Source organism: Pseudacidovorax sp. 1753, from assembly GCF_040544975.1.
GTDB lineage: Bacteria > Pseudomonadota > Gammaproteobacteria > Burkholderiales > Burkholderiaceae_C > Xenophilus.
Genome location: NZ_JBEPKY010000013.1, coordinates 21,534 through 41,533 on the forward strand (window position 1 = coordinate 21,534; position 20,000 = coordinate 41,533).

Below are 20,000 nucleotides of genomic sequence, written 5' to 3' on the forward strand. Positions count from 1 at the left end.
CGAATAGGCAGCTCAGAAAACGAAGCTGGCGAGCGCGCTGGACACTGGGCTGTTCGCTGCCGAATAGGCAGCTCAGAAACGGCACGAAGGCGCGCCACCGCCGCTGTGCGACGTTCGCTGCCGAATAGGCAGCTCAGAAATGATGGAGGAGCACGCCAAGGGCGAAGTGTGGGTTCGCTGCCGAATAGGCAGCTCAGAAAATGATGGTGTTGACGTTCGTACCGCTCTCGCTGTTCGCTGCCGAATAGGCAGCTCAGAAAGCGCAGCATCGGCCGTCGTGGAGCGCAAGCCCGTTCGCTGCCGAATAGGCAGCTCAGAAACGACCAAGCAGCGGCAGGTGCTTTGGATCTTCGTTCGCTGCCGAATAGGCAGCTCAGAAAGAGAAGGCGCAGCGGCACGCCGACCTGTGCAAGTTCGCTGCCGAATAGGCAGCTCAGAAAGCATCCGGCGCGGGCACGAACCGCCCGAACTCGTTCGCTGCCGAATAGGCAGCTCAGAAAGCGACGTCCGCGACGGCAAGATCCACGACCCCGTTCGCTGCCGAATAGGCAGCTCAGAAAAGCCGGCCGCCGCCGCACCGCGTGAGCGCGAGGTTCGCTGCCGAATAGGCAGCTCAGAAATCGAACAGGGCGATCTGCCGCGGATCCACCTCGTTCGCTGCCGAATAGGCAGCTCAGAAAGACCTGGGCTACAAGGCCATCGGCGTCAGCCCATTCGCTGCCGAATAGGCAGCTCAGAAAAGAAGGCCGAGGACGTAGTCGTAGAGCTTGCCGTTCGCTGCCGAATAGGCAGCTCAGAAATGACCCCTGGACGCCGACGACGCTCGCATATCGTTCGCTGCCGAATAGGCAGCTCAGAAATTCGCGGGCACACGCACGCAGCACCGCATGGCGTTCGCTGCCGAATAGGCAGCTCAGAAAACCTCGCGCGGGAAGCGCTCTGGGAAGAGCAGGTTCGCTGCCGAATAGGCAGCTCAGAAAAGCTGGGCGGTCTTCATCCAGCGACCGAGCGAGTTCGCCGCCGAATAGGCAGCTCAGAAATACGTCGCGCTGATCGCCGCGCTGGGGCCGCCGTTCGCTGCCGAATAGGCAGCTCAGAAATTCGTGATGAGCGCCCGAACCAGCTCATCGGAGTTCGCTGCCGAATAGGCAGCTCAGAAATGTGCGCCGGCCTGCGCGGCGCCGGTCAGCACGTTCGCTGCCGAATAGGCAGCTCAGAAATGTGCGCCGGCCTGCGCGGCGCCGGTCAGCACGTTCGCTGCCGAATAGGCAGCTCAGAAACGCTCAGGACACTCTTTCGGGGGCCGGAACACGTTCGCTGCCGAATAGGCAGCTCAGAAATTCACCACCATGAGGCTTGTCTTGTTGGTCAAGTTCGCTGCCGAATAGGCAGCTCAGAAATTGGCCGACACGTCGTCGGCGTTGGCGTAGCGGTTCGCTGCCGAATAGGCAGCTCAGAAATCGGGCGCCTTCAGCGCCAGCACGCCCTCGTCGTTCGCTGCCGAATAGGCAGCTCAGAAAAGCCCCTCTGCGGCCACCACCTCGGCCTGAGCGTTCGCTGCCGAATAGGCAGCTCAGAAATTGGCCGATGTGTGCGCTGTGGGCGACACCATGTTCGCTGCCGAATAGGCAGCTCAGAAAGATCAGCGCCACGGCCGGCGGCACGATGGCCTGTTCGCTGCCGAATAGGCAGCTCAGAAAAATCGAGGAAGCGTCACCGTTGTAGCCCACCGGTTCGCTGCCGAATAGGCAGCTCAGAAATGAACCAAGTCGCCTTCACGCGCGGCGTGGTGGTTCGCTGCCGAATAGGCAGCTCAGAAAAAGCCGGCGCGCCTGCTGGTGTGGGACCCGCTGTTCGCTGCCGAATAGGCAGCTCAGAAATCGTTGTCGACCAGAAAGGCTACGGTCGGCGTGTTCGCTGCCGAATAGGCAGCTCAGAAAGATGCAGTCTCTGCCGGCGCTGTCTCCGCCATGTTCGCTGCCGAATAGGCAGCTAAGAAATATCGCTTCGGGATGTCGAGCACCTGGCCAAGGTTCGCTGCCGAATAGGCAGCTCAGAAATGCGCCGCCCTCATGCTGGCCGGCTGCGCCACGTTCGCTGCCGAATAGGCAGCTCAGAAACAGGTGCGCGAGTACCGCTTCGACTGCTGGCCGTTCGCTGCCGAATAGGCAGCTCAGAAATGCAAGTGGAAGGGCGAAACCGGCAACAACATGTTCGCTGCCGAATAGGAATTTCAGAAATGGATCAAGCGCCGCGCGCCCCGGATCATGCGGTTCACTGCCGAATAAGCAGCTCAGAAAGCCCCGTTCACATCGACGGAGCTGCGGCGAGTTTGCTGCCGAAGAGGCGGTACAAAAAATGAGCGCGAGCAAGCCCACACACCACGCCCAAGCCCGTGGGGGCGCGCGACGCGAGTCACCCAGGGAGGCACCAAAGCGGTTGCTGCCTTGCAGACAGTACTGCCGGTGCAGAACGCATCAGCGCTATTTGATGCTCCAAACGATGCACATATGCATCAAAATTGATGATCCAAGGAATCAGGAGGTCCCATGCGCACCACCGTCACCATCGACGACGAACTCTACGAACAGGCTTTAGAGATGGCCGATCCCGGCATGGAGAAGTCGGACCTGTTCCGCGAGGCGGTCAAGACGTTCGTCCGCGTTCAGGCGGCAAAGCGTCTGGCTGCCCTGGGCGGCGCGCAGCCGGACATGCACGACGTGCCTCGGCAGCGGACGCTGCCGCAGGGGACATGAGGCGCATCCTGGTCGACACCTCCGTGTGGATCGACCACTTCCGCCGAAGCAATGAAGAACTGATGCGCGTGCTGGCGCTCGACGGCGTGCTCACACACCCCATGGTGCTGCTGGAGCTGGCCTGTGGCACACCGCCCGCGCCTCGGCAACGAACCCTGAAGGACCTGGGTTTGTTGCCTCATGCGGCTGCAGCCGACTGGCGAGAGGTCATGGCCTTCATCGAGCGCGAATCGCTCTACGGCCAGGGCTGTGGTCTTGTGGATCTCAGCCTGCTCGCCTCGACCTTGCTGACCCCGGGTGCGGTGATGTGGACACTGGACCGCCGGCTGAACGAGTTGGCAACGCGTCTGGGCGTCGCGCATCAGCCTGCGGTGCACTGACCAAGCCATCGCTGCCGCACAGCCGGCGTGACCGACCAGCCCCTCGCCCTGCGCCGGGGGCTGGTCGGCGGCAGATCACATCCGCCCCTTCCACGGCACCGCCCACCCCTCGATCCGCCGCATCAGCAGGTCGAACAGCAGCGCCACGACGCCGATCACCAGGATGCCCATGACCACCACGTCGGTGCGCAGGAAGTTGGACGCGTTGAGCACCAGCTGGCCCAGCCCGGCGGTGGCGGCCACCATCTCGGCGGCGACCAGGGTGGTCCAGCCGAAGCCGATGGCGATGCGCATGCCGGTCAGGATGTCGGGCAGGGCTGCAGGCAGGACGACGTGGCGGATCACCTGCCAGCGGTTGGCACCCAGCGACAGGATGGCGTCGATCTGCTCGCTGCCCACCGAGCGCACGCCGGCACGCGCGGCGACGGCCAGCGGCGCGAAGCAGGCCAGGTAGATGAGCACCACCTTCGAGGTCTCCTCGATGCCGAACCAGATGATCACCAGCGGCAGGTAGGCCAGCGGCGGCAGCGGGCGGTAGAACTCGATGATGGGGTCGAACACGCCGCGCAGCGTGCGCGAGACGCCCATCAGGATGCCCACCGGCACGGCCGTGACGCAGGCCAGCGCGAAGGCACCGAACACGCGGCCCAGGCTCCACAGAAAGTGCTCCAGCAGCGGCTTGCCGCCCTGGCCCTTGCCCTGGACGGCGGCGACGAAGGCGTCCCACACCGAGGCGGGGGAGGGCAGCACCAGAGGTGGCAGCCAGGCCAGCGCGGCGGCGGCCCACCAGAGCAGGAAGAGCACGGCCACCGTGGCGATGCTGATGGCGGTGGTGCGGCCTTCGCCGGGGCGGCGGTGGCCCTGGGTGGGTTTGCTGCGCAGGGTGGACGGCGCCGCCCGCGCGGGCGCAGAGGCCGGGGCAGAGGGCAGCGAGGCCGGGGTGTCGGCCGTGGTGGTCGACGAGGCAACGAGCGTCATGGTGTGTTCCTGAAGAAGCCGGCCTGCACTCAATGCACCGCCGCGCCCGCATGGATCGCGTCGATCACCTCTTCGCGCAGGCGGATGAATTCCGGCTGCGACTTGATGGCGCGTGCGCTGCCGCCGGCGATGTACTGGCGGCCGAAGTCCAGCTGGTAGCGGCGCGACACGCGGCCCGGCGAGGGCGTCATCACGATCAGCTCGGTGGCCAGGAACAGCGCCTCCTCCACATCATGCGTGATGAAGAAGCACAGCTTGCCCTCGCGCGCCCAGATCTGCAGCACCAACTCCTGCACCTGCTCGCGCGTGAGCGAATCGAGCGCGCCGAAGGGCTCGTCCATCAGCAGCATGGCCGGATTGGCGGCCAGCGCCCGGGCGATGCCCACGCGCTGCTGCTGCCCGCCGGAGAGCTGGTAGACGGGGTGCGTCGCGTAGCGCTCCAGCCCCACGGCGCGGATCTGCTTCATGGCGGCCTCGTGCCGCTCCCCGCGGCCCATGCCGCGCAGGCGAAGGCCCAGCGCCACGTTGTCGATCACGTTGAGCCAGGGCATCAGCGCATGCTTCTGAAAGACCACGCCGCGGTCGGCGCCCGGCCCTTCCACGTGGCGGCCGTTGACGAAGATGTGGCCCTCGCTGGGCGCCATGAAGCCCGCGATGCACGACAGCAGCGTGGTCTTGCCGCAGCCCGAGGCGCCGACGGCGACGACGAACTCGCCGCGGGCGAAGCCCAGGTCCACCTGCGACAGGGCCGTGACCTCGGCACCGCCGCGGCCGGCGTAGGTCACGCCCACGTTCTCGATGCGCAATCCGTCCATGGTGCGGGTCTCCGATGCGGCGCGGCGCTCAGGGCTGTGCCTTGGCGGCGTAGCTGGCGTTCACGCCCACGCTGTAGTCGGGCAGCACGTTGGCGATGGTGCCCTGCGCCTTCAGGAAGGCCGCCGTGGCGGCCAGCGACTGGGCCGCGCCGCCCTTGGCACCGCCGCCCAGCCAAGTGGCCGAGGCCTGCTCGGCCGGCGGCACGAAGCGGTACAGAGCGATGGCTGCAGGCACGTCGGCCTCGGCGGCGCCGGTCACCTGCGCCACGGCCTTCACCTGGGGCGAGCCGGCCACCCATTGCGCCTTGTTGGCGGCATAGGCGGCATCGGCCTTGGCGATGGCCGACAGGAACTTGACCATGAAGTCCGCATTGGCCGCGGCCCAGGGCTTGTTGGCGATGATGCCGTCGAAGGTGGCCTTGCCCGTCTGCTTGGAGATCTGGCCGCTGCTGGTGATCTGCTTGCCGCTGGCCTTGACCTTGGAGAGCACCGGGTCCCACACGAAGGTGGCGTCGATGTCGCCGCGCTCCCAGGCGGCGGCGATCTCGGGCGGGCGCATGTTGAGGATCTTGACCTGCGACGGGTCGACCTTGGCCGCCTCCAGCGCCACCAGCGTGTGGAAGTGCGTGGTGGAGGTGAAGGGCACGCCGATCTTCTTGCCCTTGAGGTCGGCCACGCTGTTCACGCCCGAGCCGTTGCGCGCCACCAGGGCCTCGGCATCGGCGATGTCGTCGAGGATCCACACCAGCTCCACCGGCAGGCCCTGGGACAGGGCCGAGGCCACGGGCGCCGAGCCGGCCTCGCCGATCTGCACCTGGCCCGAGGCCATGGCGCGGATCACGTCGCCGCCGCCCGCGAACTTGCGGAAGTTGATCTTGTAGCCGGTGGCCTTCTCGATCTCGCCGGTGACCTGCGCATAGCGCCAGGGCACCACCATGTCCTGGTGGGCGATGGTGACTTCCTTGGCGGCCTGGGCCTGTGCGCCGGCGGCGAGCGTCGACAGGGCCAGGAGCGCCAGGTGGCGGCGGGTGAAGCGGATCGGGGTGGTCATGGAAATCCTCCTGAAGGGTTGGCTTGGAATGAACTGTGCGACCCCGCGCCGTGCCGCCCAAGTGCCAGAGGCTGGCGACCGAAAGAGCCAGAGCCGCCATGCGGGCACCCGGCTGGTGCCTGCCGTGGCGGGCACCGCACTGCTTCGGCGCAGAGCCGGCGATTCTGGGAATGGCTTCGAACTTCCGGCAACGAAGAAAAGCGCGCAAGCTCATGCGCCCGGCGCGCAAGTCGACCCCCCGCAGGTGCCTGTCAGCGCGCCAGGATGCGCTTGTCGTTGCGCACCACCGTCTGCCAGCGTTCCACGTCCCGAGCGATGAAGGCCTGGAACTCGGCGGCGCTGCCAGGCCGCAGCGCGATGCCGCTGCGCGTGGTCAGCGCATCCACCAGCGCGGGCATGGCCAGGACTTCGTTCACCGCCTTGTTCAGCTTGGCGACGATGTCGTCGGGCAGGCCGGACGGTCCCATCAGGCCGTAGTACACGTTCATGTCGTAGCTCGGGTAGCCCAGCTCGGCGAAGGTGGGCACATCGGGTGCCTGCGGCGAGCGGGCGCTGCCGCTGACGGCCAGCGACTTGACCTTGTCCGAGCTGACGTCGCCCAGCAGCGGATTGATGAGCACGTCGATCTCGCCCGCCATGAGCGCCGTCAGCGCGTCGGAGCCGCCCTTGTAGGGGATGTGGGTCATCCGGATGCCGGCGACCTGATCGAACAGTTCGGCGGCCATGTGCGGCGTGCCACCGACGCCGGAAGATCCGAAGTTGAGCTTGCCCGGATGCGCCTTGGCCTCGCGCACGAGGGCCGGCAGCGAATCGATGCCCTTGCCGGCACTGACCTTCAGGATCACCGGCCCGGCGCCGATGTAGGCGATGCCCCGCAGGTCCTTCTTGACGTCGAACTTGAGGTCGTCGTAGATCGCCGGGCCGATGGCGATGCTGTTGGCCACCACCAGCAGGCGGTAGCCGTCCGGCGCGGCCTGGGCCACCTGCTGGGCGGCCACGTTGCCGCCCGCGCCCGCGCGGTTCTCGACCACCACGGCCTGCCCGAGCTTCTCGCCCAGCCGCTGGGCGACGGCGCGGGCCACCATGTCGATGCTGCTGCCGGCGGAGAAGCCGACGACCAGCGTGATGGGCCGGCTGGGATAGGCGGTGTCGGCCCGGCTGCTGCCGATGCCTGCCCCCGCGAGCGCGGCGGCGAGCAATGCAGCTTGGAAATGTCTTCTGGAAGGCATGACGTTGAGTCCTATGGGATGGCGGAATGCGTGAACTTGTGGATGCAAGCGGGGTGCCCGGCGCGGCCGCCCGGGCCGCTGCCTGCCTACAGATAGCCCAGGCGCCGGTCGCTCTCGACGGCCTCCGGCACTCTTTCGGCCGCAGGCCCGTAACCGCCGCCGCCGGGCGTGCGCAAGGTGACCTCGTCGCCAGGCTGGAGCACCTGGGGGACGCGCGAATCGACGGGCCGCCCGTTGATCAGCACCGCCCCCAGCTGTCCGCTTGCGCCGCCATGCAGGCCCGGCGCGGGCACGTGGATGCGCTCGGTGAGGAACACCGCGGTCAGCGGCGTCGGGTTCTGGTTGACGAAGCTGATCTCCTCGCCCAGGCCGCCCCGGTGCTGCCCGGCGCCGCCCGAGCCGGCCACGAAGGTCTTGCGCCTGAAGTGCAGCGGCGAGTCCCGCTCGGCCACCTCGATCGGCGTGGGCGAGATGTTGCTGGGCCAGGACATGACGGATGCGCCGTCCTTGCCCTGCGTGCCGCCCATGCCGCCGTTGAAGAAGAGCACGGTGGCGAACGGCTTGCCATTGGCGCGGCGCCCGCTCAGGTTGGTGATCCACACCGGCGAGCCCACGCCCGCCATGACCCGCCCGGGCAGGATGTCCGCCAGCGCGCCGAAGACCAGCATGGGCACATAGTGGCCGGTGCACGAGCGGCCGCCGACGGGCGCCGGCGACACCGGGTTGAGCAACGACCGCTGCGGTGCCAGCGTGGTGATGGGGAGCAGCAGTCCGTGGTTGTTCGGCAGGTCCGGCACGAGCATGCACTTGATGGCATAGGCCGTCATCGCATGGGTGTAGGGCAGCACGCAGTTGACCGCCCGGGGCTGCTCGCCGGAGGTGCCGGCGTAGTCGCAGACGATCTCGCCATCGCCCACCACGACCTTGACCTGGAACTCGAAGCGCTGGTCGAAGCCATCCGTCTCCATGCGGTAGGCGTATTCGCCGGCCGGCAGCTGGCGGATGGCCTGGCGCATCGCCTGCTCGCTGCGCTCGAAGAGCGCGGCGGCCAGGCTGTCCACTTCGGTCAGCCCATACTCGGCCAGCAGATCGCCCACACGCTGGGCAATCAGCTCCGTCGCCCCGGCATGGCACCAGATGTCGCCCACGGTCTGCTCCGGCGTGCGCACATTGCTGCGCAGCAGGCCCAGCAGCGTGGCGTCGGGCTCGCCCTGGCGCAGGAAGTGCATCGGCGGAATGTGGAAGCCTTCCTCGAACAGCTCGCGCGCGTCCACCGAGCGGATCTTCCCGCCGATGTCGGGCACATGTCCCGCCGTGGCCGCGAAGCCGATCAGGTGCTGCGCATGGAACAGCGGCTTGACCAGGCACACGTCGTTGAGGTGGCCCGTGCCGATCCAGGGGTTGTTGGTGATGTAGATGTCGTCCGGACGCATGTTGACGGCGCCGATCGCTTCGAGCATCGCCCGGACCGTGTTGCCCAGCGTGCCGATGAAGGAGGGAATGGCACCCGCGTTCTCCGCGATCGTGCGGCCCTGCGAGTCGGTCATGACGACGGCGAAGTCGTTGGCCTCCGACGAGAGGGTCGAGAACGAGGTGCGCACGATGAGCTTGGCCGCCTCGCTGACCGCCGAGCGCAGCCGGGTCCAGAAGATCTCCAGGAAGATGGGGTCCACGTCCTGCGCGGCCGAAGAGGGAGTCTGCGTCGTCATGCCTGGCGCTCCTGAATGTCGATCACGAGATTGGCGTTGGGGCTCACGCTGAGGGTGCCCAGGGGCCCGACCACCGTGGTGGTGCCGGCCTCTTCCACCAGCACCGGCCCGGCGATGCGCTGGCCCGGGCGCAGGTCTTCCCGGGCGTACACCGGCGTGTCCACGAAGCCCTGGCGCTCCTGGAAATAGACGGGTCGGGTGGCCCTGGGCTGCGCGGGCTCGCCGGGCGGCAGCGGCCTGGGCTCGAAGCGCTGCCGCGGCGGCGCGCTGCCGGCCACGCGCAGGTTGACCAGTTCCACCGGCACATCCGGCGGCACGCGCCCGAACTTCTGCCGGTATTCGGCCCGGAACGCCTGATCCAGGCCGTCGCGCCAGCGCTGCTCGCCCTGCGCGTCGTCGAAGGCGTAGGGGCCATCGGGCAGCGCAACGGTCAGATTGAAGCCCTGGCCGACGAAGCGCCCATCGGCCCGGCGCTGCAGATGCTGCGGGCCGAAACCCACCTCCAGCGCAGCCAGGGGCTGCGCGACCTCGGTCTCCAGTTCGGCGAAGGCCTGTTCCAGCTGCTGCAGGTCGTCGCTGACGGGCTTGAAGCTCACCGTGCGGGACCGGTCGGCCCTGGCTGCCGACACCAGCAGGCCGAATGCCGAGGCGACGCCGGCTTCCGGCGGGCAGACGATGGTGGAGATGCCGATCTTGCGGGCCACGTAGTAGGCGTGCAGCGGCCCGCCGCCGCCGGTGGCCACCAGGATGTACCGGCGTGGGTCCTGGCCCTTCTCCGCCACATGGACGCGCGCGGCCGCCGCCATGTTCTCGGCCACGATGTTGTGCACGCCCCAGGCTGCCGCCGTGGCCTCGTGGCCCAGTGCCTGGCCCAGCGCCGAGAAGGCCGCGCGGGCCGGCGCGGCATCGATGGCGATCGATCCGCCGGCGAAGAAGTCGGCATTCAGATAGCCCAGCAGCAGGTTGGCGTCCGTCACCGTGGGTTCCTGGCCGCCGCGGCCGTAGCACACCGGCCCTGGCTCGGAGCCGGCGCTCCGGGGCCCCACCTTGAGCAGGCCCAGCGGGTCCCGCTGCGCAATGCTGCCGCCGCCGGCCCCGATCTCGATCAGGTCCACCGTGGTGATGTTGATCGGCATGCCGCTGCCCTCGGCGAAGCGTTTGCGCCGGGCCGCCTCGAAGCCGAAGGCGACCGAGGGTGTGCCCTCGTTGACCAGGCAGAGCTTGGCGGTGGTTCCGCCCATGTCGAAGGCCAGCAGGTTGGCCATCTGCTCGCGCAGGCTGTGGTACGTGGCCGAGATGGCCCCCGCCGCAGGCCCCGACTCGAGCAGGGCGATGGGATGCTCGCGCGCATAGTCGATGCGTGCCAGCCCGCCGTTGGACAGCATCATCAGCACGTCTTCGGGCAGGCCGATGCGGCCCAGCTGCTGCGCGAGGACGTCGAGGTAGCGCCGGGCCATGGGCTTGATGTAGGCGCAGGCCAGCGTCGTGCTCATGCGCTCGTATTCGCGGATCACCGGCGCCGTCGCGCTGGACAGCGTCAGCGTGAGCTGGGGAAAGGCCTGCGCGATGGCCTGCGCGAGCTGGCGCTCGTGCCGATCCGAGCGATAGGCATGCAGCAGGCAGATGGCCAGCGACTCCACACCCGCGTCCACCAGGCGACCCACCTCGGCCAGCGCCGGCTCGATGGCCAGGGTCTCGATCTCCTGCCCCTGCGCATCCATCCGCCCCGCCACCTCGGCCCGCAGATGGCGGGGGGCCAGCGGCGGCGCGCGGTCGATCTGCAGGTCGTACAGGTCGTACTTGCGCTCGTTGCCCATCTCGATGATGTCGCCGAAGCCGCGGGTCGCGAGCATGCCCGTGCAGGCCCCGCGCCGCTCGATCAGCGCGTTGGTGAACAGCGTGGTGGCGTGCACGACCTGCCGCACGTCCGCGGCGGCAATGCCGTTGCGCTGCAGCAGTTGGCCGATGCCCTCGGCCACCGCCAGCGTGGGGTCCGCGTAGGTCGTCAGGACCTTCAGGCTGCGCTGTTCCCCGCTCGCGTGGTTCAGTGCGACCAGGTCGGTGAAGGTGCCGCCGATGTCGATGCCAATGGCCCAATGAGGCAAAGCAGTACTCCTATGGATCTCGTGTGTGGCCGTGGCGGCCGGGGTTCAGGCAATCCCTGCGCGGGCATGCCGCTGCATGGCATCCAGGGCCTGGCACAGGTCGGCCCGCAGGTCATCGCACGATTCCAGTCCCGCGTGGATGCGAACCAGCGGGCCGGTGCATGCGAAGGGCTTGGCGTCGCGCTGCGGAGGGTCCATGGGCAACACCAGGCTCTCGAAGCCGCCCCACGACAAGCCGATGCCGAAGAGCTGCAGCGCCGAAAAGAAGACGGACAGCGATTGTTGCGCGACGGGCTGCAACTCGACGGCGAACAGTCCGGATGCCCCTGTGAAGTCACGGCGCCACAAGGCATGCCCCGGGTCGCCGGGCAAGGCCGGATGCATGACGCGTCGCACCATGGGGTGGCGGCTGAGCATCTCGGCCAACGCCAGGCCGCTCTCCCAGTGCCGCTTCAGGCGCACATGCAGCGTGCGCAGGCCGCGCAGGGCCAGGAAGAGTTCGTCCGGCCCCACTGTCTGCCCCCACGCTGCCGCGGCATCGCGCAGCCGGGGCCAGGCCTGCCGGCTGGCGGTCGCCACGCCGAGGATCGCGTCCGAGTGGCCGACGATGTACTTGGTAGCCGCATGGATGGAGACGTCCACGCCCAGATCGAAGGGGCGCAGGTAGATCGGCGTGGCCCAGGTGTTGTCCATGACCACGAAGGCGCCGCAGCGGCGGGCCTCCCGCGCGATGGCGGGAATGTCCTGCATCTCGAAAGTGCCGGACCCCGGGGCCTCCAGGTACACCACGCGGGTCGCGGGCTGCAGCAGGTCGCGGATGCCGGCACCGATGGCGGGGTCGTAGAAATCCGCCGTGATGCCCAGCCGCGCGAGCGTGCCCTTGGCGAAGGCCCGCATGGGCCCATAGACGCAGTCGGGCAGCAGGACATGGTCGCCCGCACCGGCGAAGGCGAGCACGGCATGGGTGCAGGCCGCCAGGCCGGAGGGATACACCCGGGCGCGATAGCCACCCTCCAGCGAGGCCAGCATGTCCTCGAAGGCATGGGTGATGGGCGTGCCGAAGCGGCCGTAGGAGGCGTAGGGGTTGTCCGGCGTCTTCCTGGACTCCCACTGCTCCAGCGAGTCGGCAAGGATGGTCGAGCCCCGGTAGATGGGCATGTTGACCAGCCCGTGGTGCGCAGCGGGTTGCCGCCCTCCGTGCGTCAGCAGCGTGTCGGGCATGGGCGGATGGGATGGATGCGAGAGGATGCGGGCGTCGCCTGTCATGGGAGTGGATCCTCCTCAAGAAGCCCCGCGAATGGATTCCAAATCTGGCACCCTTCTTGCCTCATCTTGTAAATCCATCCTCATCTTCAGCGACCCAGGAGAATTTCCTTGCTCGACCGCCTCGACAAGCAGTTGCTTGCGGAGCTCCAGAGGGACGCATCCCTGTCCCTGCAGGAGCTGGGCGAGCGGGTCAATCTGAGCTCGACGCCCTGCTGGCGCCGGGTGCAGAAGCTGGAGCAGATGGGCTACATCCGCGGGCGCGTCGCTCTGCTGGAGCCGTCCCGGCTCAACGTCGGCGTCACCGTCTTCGTGGCCCTGCGCGGCGAGCACAACGATGCGTGGATGCGCAAGCTCTGCGACGTGGTCGACACCATTCCCGAGGTGGTCGAGTTCTACCGGATGAGCGGCGACACGGACTACCTGCTGCGCCTGGTGGTGCCGGACGTGAAAGGCTATGACCGCGTCTACAAGCGGCTGGTGGCCAACCTGGAGTTCAGCAGCGTGTCCTCCAGCTTCGCGATGGAGCAGATCAAGTACACCACGGCCCTGCCGCTGGACTACGTCTGAGGGGAGCGGTCCGCACGCCGTAGCGGCTCGGTGCGCCCAGGCCCCGCAGGGGCGGGCATCAATGCACCGGCGCCGCCCGCCGCACCCCCCGCGCCGCAGCCAGCTCGTGCACCGCCAGCGCCAACGCCCGCACGCCGGCCTCGATCTGCGCCCCCGAGATGGACGACAGCCGCAGCCGGAACTGCGGGCACGGATAAGGCGGCTGGTCGTAGAACACGCGCCCCGCCTCGATCAGCACGCCGTGGCCGCGCGCCACGTCGGCCAGCTCGGCCGAATCGAGCCAGTCCGGCCCTTCCACCCACACCGAGGCGCCGCCCTGCGGCGGCGTGAAGCGGAAGTCCGGCAGGTACTGCCGCAGCGCCTGCGCCACCCGCGCCAGGCGCTCCTGCATGATCTGGTTGACCCGCCGCGCATGCGACTCGTGGTGCCCCAGCGAGAGGAAGAGCGCATAGGCATGCTGCAGGAAGGCGCTGGGGTGACGCACCATCGCATGGCGCAGCACCCGCAGCTCGGCGATCAGTTCGCGCGAGGCCACGATGTAGCCCAGCCGCAGGGCCGGAGACAGGCTCTTGGAGAGCGAGCCGATGTAGATCACCCGCCCGCCCGTGTCCAGGCTCTTGAGCGCGGGCATGGGCATGCCGGCGTACAGGTTCTCGGCCTCGTAGTCGTCCTCGACGATGACGAAGTCCTGCAGCTCGGCCTTGCGCAGCAGCCACTGGCGGCGCTCCAGGCTCAGCGTGCGCGTCGTGGGGCTCTGGTGGCTGGGCGTGACGAAGACGTAGTCCACCTGCGGCATGGCGTCCACCACCAGGCCGTCGTCGTCCACTGCGATGTTGACGAAGCGCGGGTCGCGCACGCGAAAGGAGTTGCGCGCATGCGGATGGCCCGGCTCCTCGCAGCCCACGCGGGTGCGGGCATCGAACAGGGCCTCGGCCAGCAGGTAGAAGGCATGCTGCGAGCCCACGGTGATCAGGATCTCGTCGGCCAGCGCATAGACGCCACGCTTGGGCAGCAGGCGCTGGCGGATCTGCGTGACCAGGTCGTCCACGTCCACCTGCTCGAAGTCGGGCGTCCAGTGCGGCAGTTGCACCCGCGCCAGGCTGCGCAGGCAGCATTCGCGGAAGTCGTCGGTGGGAAAGAGCTCCGGGTCGTAGGTGCCGTAGACGAACTGGTAGGGATAGTCGTGCCAGCGCTCGGGCTTGGCCAGCGTGGGCCGGTCGCGCTGCGAGCGCAGCACGCGGGCGCGCCAGTCGGGTGGGCGCGGCGTGCTGCCGGCCGCCGCCTCGGGCGCAAAGGGATTGGCTTCTGCCGGCGCGGCCTGCAGCGGCGAGGCATCGGCAGCCACGAACACGCCGCGCCGCGGGCGCGCCTCCAGAAAGCCTTCTTCCACCAGCTGCTCATAGGCCGCCGTGACCGTGTTGCGGCTGAGGGACAGAGCCTGCGCCAGGTCGCGCGAGGAGGGCAGGGGCGTGCCCGGGCCCAGGCGTCCGTCGAGGATGGCCTGCACGATCACCGCCCGCAGCCGCACCTGGATCGGCAGGCCGGGCTGCTCCGGCAGGCGGAAGAGGCGGGCCCACAGCGGGCGGGACGGGTCGTCGGTACTGGGCATCGGTGATGGGTTGAGGGTTGCGTGCGCATGCACACAAGCGGGGCGTGCTCACGCTGTTGGTGCGCGGCTGGCCTGCCGTGGCGTGGGCGATGGGCCGCCTCTGGCTCTATGGCGCCACGCGGCCGCTTCCTAGACTGGATTGCATCTTTCGCGCCACGCCCTGCCCGCTGCTCCTGCCATGACTTCTGCCTCTTTTTCCCCCGTCACCGTGGAGATGCTCGCCGCCTTCTCCGACGCCTGGAACCGCCACGACCTGCCCGCGCTGATGGGCTTCATGCATGCCGACTGCGTGTTCGAGACCGCCGCCGGTCCCGAGGCCTGCGGCGCCCGCCACATCGGCCCCGAAGCCGTGGCCGTGGCCTTCGAGGCGGCCTGGAAGAACTTCCCCGACGCGCAGTGGCGCAACGGCCGGCATTTCGTGGCCGGCGAGCGCGGTGTCTCGGAATGGACCTTCACCGGCACCGCCGCCGACGGCTCGCGCGTCGAAGCCGATGGCGTGGACGTGTTCACCTTCAAGGACGGAAAGATCCTGGTGAAGAACGCCTTCCGCAAGATGCGCCCCGCGCTGCCCAAGGCCTGAGCCAAGTCGGAGCACCGCCCCATGGCCATCACCACGCCACGCGAAGTCTTCGCGCCCTACGACCCGGCCTACGACCCGCTGGTCTCGGCCGGCCCCGGCCACAACCGCGACTACGCGCCCACCTACTGGGCCGCCACCGCCGGCACGCCGCCGGACGACGACGGCCCCATCACTGCCGACGTGGATGCGGACGTGGTCATCATCGGCTCGGGCTTCACCGGCCTGGCCGCGGCCCTGTTCCTGGCGAAAGAGCACGGCATCAAGGCCACGGTGCTCGAAGCCAACCGCGTGGCCTGGGGCTGCACCAGCCGCAACGGCGGCCAGGGCCAGAACGCCAGCGGCCGGCTCTATCGCTCGCAGTGGATCGAGCGCTGGGGCCTGGACGTGGCGAAGAAGCTCGACGCCGAGATCCGCTTCGGCTTCCAGACCTTCGCCGACCTGGTGGCGCAGATCGACTGCGACGCGCAGCCGGGCGGCCACCTGTTCGTGGCGCACCGCGAGAAGAAGATGGACTTCCTGCGCCGGGAGACCGAGGTGATGCGCCAGCACTTCGGCTACGACGCCCGCATGCTCAGCGCCGAGGAAGTGCGCCGCGACTGGTGCGGCGACCAGGACGCCAAGGGCGCGCAGTACGAGTCCGAAGGCATCTCGGTGCATCCGCTCAAGCTGGCCCACGGCTACCTGAAGATGGCCCGCGAGCTGGGCGCCCGCGTGCACCCGGCCAGCCCGGTCATCGGCTGGGAGACGAAGAACGGCGTGCACCACCTGCGCACGCCCGGCGGCACGGTGCGGGCGCGCGCCGTGGGCATCGCCACCGGCGCGTACACGGCGCCGGGCCTGTACCCGGGGCTGAAGAACCGCTACTTCCCGGTGCTGTCCAACTCCATCGTCACGCGCCCGCTCACGCCGGCCGAGCTGGAGGCCACCGGCTTCAAGACGCGCATCGCCATCACCGACACGCGCACGCTGCGCTTCTATTACCGCCTGCTGCCCGACAACCGCGTGCAGATCGGCAGCCGCAGCGCCATCACCGGCGCCGACGCGCACCGCGAGGCGCACTACCGTCTGCTCACCGAGGGCCTGGCGCGCAAGTTTCCGGCGCTCAAGGACATCGAGATCGCCCACTCCTGGTGGGGCTGGGTGGACGTGAGCCACGACATGATGCCCCGCATCGTGCAACCCGATGCCGCGCAGCAGGTCTTCTACGCGCTGGGCTACGGCGGCAACGGCGTTTCGTTCTCGGCCCATGCGGGCCGCCGCATGGCGCAGCGCATCGCCGGCCAGGCCGATGCCGCCTTCGGCCTGCCCATCTACCAGGGCGCGCTGCCCTTTCCGGCGCAAGGCGAATGGGCGGCGCCTTTCCGCCGCCTGGGCCAGAGCTTGCTCTACCGCTGGTACTGGCTGCGCGACGAAGTGATCTGAGCCGCGACGTCTCCTCTCTTTCCATTCGATCCAGGAGTGCATTCCATGACCACCCCGTTCCTCACCCGCCGTGCCCTGTCGCTGGCCGCGGCCGCGCTGCTGGCTGGCAGCAGCCTGCTCGGCACCGCTGCCCAGGCCCAGGAGATCAAGAAGGGCGGCACGCTGGTGATCGGCACCACGCAGGCGCCGCGGCACCTCAATGGTGCCGTGCAGTCGGGCATCGCCACGGCCGTACCTTCGACCCAGCTCTTCGCCAGCCCGCTGCGCTTCGACGACAAGTGGAACCCGCAGCCCTACTTGGCCGAAAGCTGGAAGCTGGCGGAGGACGGCAAGTCGCTCACGCTCAACCTGCGCAAGGACGCCGTCTTCCACGACGGCAAACCCATCACCTCGGAGGACGTGGCCTTCTCCATCATGGCCATCAAGGCCAACCACCCCTTCTCGACCATGCTCGCGCCGGTGGAGAAGGTGGAGACGCCCAACCCCACCACCGCCATCATCCGCATGAGCACGCCGCATCCGGCCATCGTGCTGGCGATGTCGCCGGCGTTGTGCCCGATCATGCCCAAGCACATCTACGGCGACGGCACCGACCTCAAGAACAACCCGCGCAACAGCCAGAACCTGGTGGGCTCGGGGCCCTTCAAGCTGGTGGAGTTCAAGGCCGGGCAGCGCGTGGTGATGGAGAAGTTCGACAAGTTCTTCCTGCCCGGCAAGCCCTACCTCGACAAGATCATCCTGAACATCGTGCCCGACACGCAGAGCCTGGTGCTGGGCCTGGAGCGCGGCGACCTGCAGATGCTGCCCTACGCCGCCGGCGCGGTGGACCTCAAGCGCCTGAAGGCCAATCCCAACCTGGTGATGACCGACAAGGGCTTCGAGGGCATCGGCCCCATCAACTGGCTGGCCTTCAACACCGCCAAGAAGCCGCTGAACGACGTCAACGTGCGCAAGGCCATCGCCTATGCCATCGACAAGAACTTCATCACCAAGGCGCTGATGGGCGGCTTCGCCACCGTGGACGACGGCCCCATCGTGCCGGGCAGCCCCTTCGCCGTGCCCGACCTGGTGAAGTACCCGCTGGACCTGAAGAAGTCGGCCGAGCTGCTGGACGCCGCGGGCCTCAAGCCGGGCGCGGGCGGCGAGCGCTTCAAGCTCACCATCGACTACATCCCCGGCAACGACGAGCAGCAGAAGAACGTGGCCGAGTACCTGCGCTCGCAGCTCAAGAAGGTGGGCATCGGCGTGGAGGTGCGCGCCTCGGCCGACTTTCCGGCCTGGGCCAAACGCGTCGCCAGCCGCGACTTCGACATGACCATGGACACGGTCTTCAACTGGGGCGATCCGGTCATCGGCGTGCACCGCACCTACCTGTCGACCAACATCAAGCCCATCGTCTGGACCAACACGCAGGACTATGCCAACCCCAAGGTGGACGAGCTGTTGAATGCGGCCGGCGGCATCATGGACCCGGTCAAGCGCAAGGCCTACTACGCCACCTTCCAGAAGATCGTGACGGACGAGGTGCCCATCGTCTACATCAACCTGGCGCCCTACCACACGGTGGCCAGCAAGCGCGTGGGCAACCTGCCGACCAGCATCTGGGGTCCCGCATCGCCCATGGATGAAGTCTTCCTGAAGTGAGCCGGCCATGAAGCTGCTCAAGCCCCTGGCCTCGCGGCTGCTCCAGGCCCTGGGCCTGGTGCTGGCCGTGGTGGTGCTCAACTTCGCGCTGGTGCATGCCGCGCCCGGCGATCCGGTGGAGACCATCGCCGGCATGAGCGGCGGCATGTCCGAGGAGCTGAAGGCCGAGCTGCGCCAGTCCTACGGCCTGGACCGGCCGCTGCCGGTGCAGCTGGGCATCTACCTCGCGCGGGTGGCCCGGCTGGACCTGGGCCAGTCCTACATCTTCAACCTGCCGGTGGTCGAGCTGATCGCCGAGCGCATCCCGGCCACGCTGCTGCTGGTGCTGAGCTCGGTGGTCTGCGCCTTCCTCATCGGCACTGCGCTGGGCGTGCTGGCCGCGCGCAAGCCCAACGGCTGGCTGTCGCAGGCGATCACGGTGTTCTCGCTGGTGGGCTTCGCGGCGCCGGTGTTCTGGAGCGGGATGATGCTGATGATCCTGTTCGCCTCGGTGTGGCCGATCCTGCCGGTGTCGGACATGCGCTCGGTGGACAGCGATGGCCGCGGCCTGGCCGGCGTGATCGACGTGCTGTGGCACCTGGTGCTGCCCATGTTCACGCTGTCGATGGTGTACCTGGCGCAGTACAGCCGGCTGGCCCGCGCCAGCATGCTGGAGGTGCTGGGCGCCGACTTCATCCGCACCGCCCGGGCCAAGGGCCTGGCCGAGGGCGTGGTGCTCTACAAGCATGCGCTGCGCAATGCGGTGCTGCCGGTGGTCACGGTGCTGGGCCTGCAGTTCGGCAATGTGCTGGCGGGCGCCATCCTGGTCGAGACGGTCTTCAACTGGCCCGGCCTCGGTCGCCTGGCCTACGAGTCGGTGCTGCGGCGGGACTACCCGACCATCCTGGGCGTGCTGCTGCTGTCGGCGGTGGTGGTGCTGGTGATGAACCTGCTGACCGATCTCTGCTACCGCCTGATCGACCCTCGCATCAAGAGCAAGTAAGCGATGTCCGCCCTTCCCATCTCCCCTGGCGAGCCCACACCGGCCGCCATGCCGCTGCCGGCCGCGCCCTCGCCCGCGCGCGAGGCGCTGGCCATGTTCATGCGCAATCCGGCCGCGGTGGCCGGGCTGGTGCTGCTGTCGCTCATCGTGCTGGTCTCCGTCGTCGGGCCGTGGCTGGTGCAGGCCGATCCCTTCGAGATCCGCGGCGCGCCGCTCAGCCCGCCGGGCACCGAGGACGTGTGGCTGGGCACCGACCAGCTGGGCCGCGATGTCGGCATCGCCCTGCTCTATGGTGGGCGCGCCACGCTGCTGGTGGGCGCGGTGGCGGCGCTGCTGTCGGTCACCATCGGCGTCACGCTGGGCGCATTGGCCGGCTTCTACGGCGGCCGGGTCGATGCGCTGCTGATGCGCGTGACGGAGTTCTTCCAGGTGCTGCCGGCGCTGCTCTTCGCCATGGTGGTGGTCACGCTGTTCTCGCCCAGCCTGCTGACGGTGGTGCTGTCCATCGGCCTGGTGAGCTGGCCGGGCACCGCGCGGCTGACGCGGGCCGAGTTCATGAAGGTGCGCGACCTGGAGTTCGTGCGGGCCGAGCGCGCCATCGGCGCCGGCAACGCGCGGCTGATCTGGAAGGTGATCCTGCCCAACACCATCGCGCCGCTGGTCGTCTCGGCCACGCTGGCGGTGGGCGCGGCCATCCTGTTCGAGGCCGGGCTGTCCTTCCTGGGCCTGGGCGATCCGAACCTGATGAGCTGGGGAATGATGATCGGCAGCAGCCGGCAGTACGTGCTCTCGGCCTGGTGGGCGGTGGCGATCCCCGGCGTGGCGATCTTCCTGACCGTGCTGGCCGTGAGCCTGATCGGCGATGGGCTCAACGATGCGTTGAACCCCAAATTGCGGGAGCGTTGAG

The 20,000-nt window shown here is 68.4% G+C and carries 16 protein-coding genes and 1 CRISPR repeat array (1 of these 17 only partly in view); of the genes, 8 read left to right on the plus strand and 8 right to left on the minus strand.

Annotation, left to right across the window (positions count from 1 at the left end):
* Positions 1–2,300: a CRISPR direct-repeat array (repeat unit 28 nt; unit sequence GTTCGCTGCCGAATAGGCAGCTCAGAAA) (it extends 1,870 nt beyond the left edge of the window).
* 249 nt (positions 2,301–2,549) lie between these two features.
* Both ABIC63_RS17090 and ABIC63_RS17095 read left to right on the plus strand, forming a co-directional pair.
* Positions 2,550–2,756, plus strand: a complete 207-nt coding sequence (locus tag ABIC63_RS17090; protein WP_354320649.1) for a type II toxin-antitoxin system VapB family antitoxin — start codon at positions 2,550–2,552, stop codon at positions 2,754–2,756.
* Positions 2,753–3,136 (plus strand): type II toxin-antitoxin system VapC family toxin, encoded by a 384-nt coding sequence (locus tag ABIC63_RS17095; RefSeq protein ID WP_294366417.1) that lies wholly within the window; start codon positions 2,753–2,755, stop codon positions 3,134–3,136. Before ABIC63_RS17090 ends, ABIC63_RS17095 begins: the two co-directional genes overlap by 4 nt.
* Before the next feature lie 75 nt (positions 3,137–3,211).
* Here the strand turns inward: ABIC63_RS17095 and ABIC63_RS17100 are convergent, their stop codons facing one another.
* The 7 genes from ABIC63_RS17100 to metC all read right to left on the minus strand — a co-directional run bounded on the left by ABIC63_RS17100 (position 3,212) and on the right by metC (position 12,289).
* Positions 3,212–4,114, minus strand: a complete 903-nt coding sequence (locus ABIC63_RS17100) for an ABC transporter permease subunit (protein WP_294366419.1) — start codon at positions 4,112–4,114, stop codon at positions 3,212–3,214.
* 29 nt (positions 4,115–4,143) lie between these two features.
* A complete protein-coding gene (locus ABIC63_RS17105) occupies positions 4,144–4,929 on the minus strand; it encodes a taurine ABC transporter ATP-binding protein (RefSeq protein WP_354320650.1) in 786 nt (261 codons plus the stop codon).
* Positions 4,930–4,957: 28 nt separating this feature from the next.
* On the minus strand, positions 4,958–5,980 hold the full coding sequence (gene tauA, locus ABIC63_RS17110) for a taurine ABC transporter substrate-binding protein (RefSeq protein WP_354320651.1): 1,023 nt from the start codon (positions 5,978–5,980) through the stop codon (positions 4,958–4,960).
* Positions 5,981–6,231: 251 nt separating this feature from the next.
* Positions 6,232–7,209 carry a tripartite tricarboxylate transporter substrate binding protein gene (locus tag ABIC63_RS17115; protein WP_354320652.1) on the minus strand — a complete coding sequence of 326 codons (978 nt, stop codon included), beginning with the start codon at positions 7,207–7,209 and terminating at the stop codon, positions 6,232–6,234.
* Positions 7,210–7,295: 86 nt separating this feature from the next.
* Entirely contained in the window at positions 7,296–8,918 is a 1,623-nt protein-coding gene (locus tag ABIC63_RS17120; protein ID WP_354320653.1) for a hydantoinase B/oxoprolinase family protein, read from the minus strand.
* Positions 8,915–11,023, minus strand: a complete 2,109-nt coding sequence (locus ABIC63_RS17125; protein WP_354320654.1) for a hydantoinase/oxoprolinase family protein — start codon at positions 11,021–11,023, stop codon at positions 8,915–8,917. The genes ABIC63_RS17120 and ABIC63_RS17125 overlap by 4 nt, the downstream gene beginning before the upstream one ends.
* 45 nt (positions 11,024–11,068) lie before the next feature.
* Positions 11,069–12,289, minus strand: a complete 1,221-nt coding sequence (gene metC / locus ABIC63_RS17130) for a cystathionine beta-lyase (RefSeq protein ID WP_354320655.1) — start codon at positions 12,287–12,289, stop codon at positions 11,069–11,071.
* A 108-nt stretch (positions 12,290–12,397) separates the two neighbouring features.
* On the opposite strand from metC, the gene ABIC63_RS17135 reads away from it, so the two are divergent.
* Positions 12,398–12,856 carry an Lrp/AsnC family transcriptional regulator gene (locus ABIC63_RS17135; RefSeq protein ID WP_354320656.1) on the plus strand — a complete coding sequence of 153 codons (459 nt, stop codon included), beginning with the start codon at positions 12,398–12,400 and terminating at the stop codon, positions 12,854–12,856.
* Between the two features lie 58 nt (positions 12,857–12,914).
* On the opposite strand, the gene pdxR is transcribed toward ABIC63_RS17135, so the two are convergent.
* Positions 12,915–14,465 (minus strand): MocR-like pyridoxine biosynthesis transcription factor PdxR, encoded by a 1,551-nt coding sequence (gene pdxR, locus ABIC63_RS17140; RefSeq protein ID WP_354320657.1) that lies wholly within the window; start codon positions 14,463–14,465, stop codon positions 12,915–12,917.
* Positions 14,466–14,643: 178 nt separating this feature from the next.
* On the opposite strand from pdxR, the gene ABIC63_RS17145 reads away from it, so the two are divergent.
* The 5 genes from ABIC63_RS17145 to ABIC63_RS17165 are packed head-to-tail and all read left to right on the plus strand — an operon-like array spanning position 14,644 to position 19,999.
* On the plus strand, positions 14,644–15,045 hold the full coding sequence (locus ABIC63_RS17145) for a nuclear transport factor 2 family protein (RefSeq protein ID WP_354320658.1): 402 nt from the start codon (positions 14,644–14,646) through the stop codon (positions 15,043–15,045).
* 21 nt (positions 15,046–15,066) lie between these two features.
* Positions 15,067–16,467, plus strand: coding sequence for an NAD(P)/FAD-dependent oxidoreductase (locus ABIC63_RS17150; RefSeq protein WP_294366433.1), 1,401 nt, complete (start codon positions 15,067–15,069; stop codon positions 16,465–16,467).
* A 45-nt stretch (positions 16,468–16,512) separates the two neighbouring features.
* Positions 16,513–18,111 (plus strand): ABC transporter substrate-binding protein, encoded by a 1,599-nt coding sequence (locus ABIC63_RS17155; RefSeq protein WP_354320659.1) that lies wholly within the window; start codon positions 16,513–16,515, stop codon positions 18,109–18,111.
* A gap of 7 nt (positions 18,112–18,118) precedes the next feature.
* Positions 18,119–19,093 (plus strand): ABC transporter permease, encoded by a 975-nt coding sequence (locus tag ABIC63_RS17160; protein WP_354320660.1) that lies wholly within the window; start codon positions 18,119–18,121, stop codon positions 19,091–19,093.
* 3 nt (positions 19,094–19,096) lie between these two features.
* Positions 19,097–19,999: an ABC transporter permease gene (locus ABIC63_RS17165; RefSeq protein ID WP_354320661.1), complete on the plus strand. Its 903-nt coding sequence runs from the start codon at positions 19,097–19,099 to the stop codon at positions 19,997–19,999.
* The last annotated feature ends 1 nt before the right edge of the window (position 20,000 follow it).

What these genes read in the sequence shown, in the direction of transcription:
- ABIC63_RS17090 (WP_354320649.1), top strand. Translation starts at nt 2,550, where the DNA reads ATGCGCACCACCGTCACCATCGACGACGAACTCTACGAACAGGCTTTA.
- ABIC63_RS17095 (WP_294366417.1), top strand. Translation starts at nt 2,753, where the DNA reads ATGAGGCGCATCCTGGTCGACACCTCCGTGTGGATCGACCACTTCCGC.
- ABIC63_RS17100 (WP_294366419.1), bottom strand. Translation starts at nt 4,114, where the DNA reads ATGACGCTCGTTGCCTCGTCGACCACCACGGCCGACACCCCGGCCTCG.
- ABIC63_RS17105 (WP_354320650.1), bottom strand. Translation starts at nt 4,929, where the DNA reads ATGGACGGATTGCGCATCGAGAACGTGGGCGTGACCTACGCCGGCCGC.
- tauA (WP_354320651.1), bottom strand. Translation starts at nt 5,980, where the DNA reads ATGACCACCCCGATCCGCTTCACCCGCCGCCACCTGGCGCTCCTGGCC.
- ABIC63_RS17115 (WP_354320652.1), bottom strand. Translation starts at nt 7,209, where the DNA reads ATGCCTTCCAGAAGACATTTCCAAGCTGCATTGCTCGCCGCCGCGCTC.
- ABIC63_RS17120 (WP_354320653.1), bottom strand. Translation starts at nt 8,918, where the DNA reads ATGACGACGCAGACTCCCTCTTCGGCCGCGCAGGACGTGGACCCCATC.
- metC (WP_354320655.1), bottom strand. Translation starts at nt 12,289, where the DNA reads ATGACAGGCGACGCCCGCATCCTCTCGCATCCATCCCATCCGCCCATG.
- pdxR (WP_354320657.1), bottom strand. Translation starts at nt 14,465, where the DNA reads ATGCCCAGTACCGACGACCCGTCCCGCCCGCTGTGGGCCCGCCTCTTC.
- ABIC63_RS17145 (WP_354320658.1), top strand. Translation starts at nt 14,644, where the DNA reads ATGACTTCTGCCTCTTTTTCCCCCGTCACCGTGGAGATGCTCGCCGCC.
- ABIC63_RS17150 (WP_294366433.1), top strand. Translation starts at nt 15,067, where the DNA reads ATGGCCATCACCACGCCACGCGAAGTCTTCGCGCCCTACGACCCGGCC.
- ABIC63_RS17155 (WP_354320659.1), top strand. Translation starts at nt 16,513, where the DNA reads ATGACCACCCCGTTCCTCACCCGCCGTGCCCTGTCGCTGGCCGCGGCC.
- ABIC63_RS17160 (WP_354320660.1), top strand. Translation starts at nt 18,119, where the DNA reads ATGAAGCTGCTCAAGCCCCTGGCCTCGCGGCTGCTCCAGGCCCTGGGC.
- ABIC63_RS17165 (WP_354320661.1), top strand. Translation starts at nt 19,097, where the DNA reads ATGTCCGCCCTTCCCATCTCCCCTGGCGAGCCCACACCGGCCGCCATG.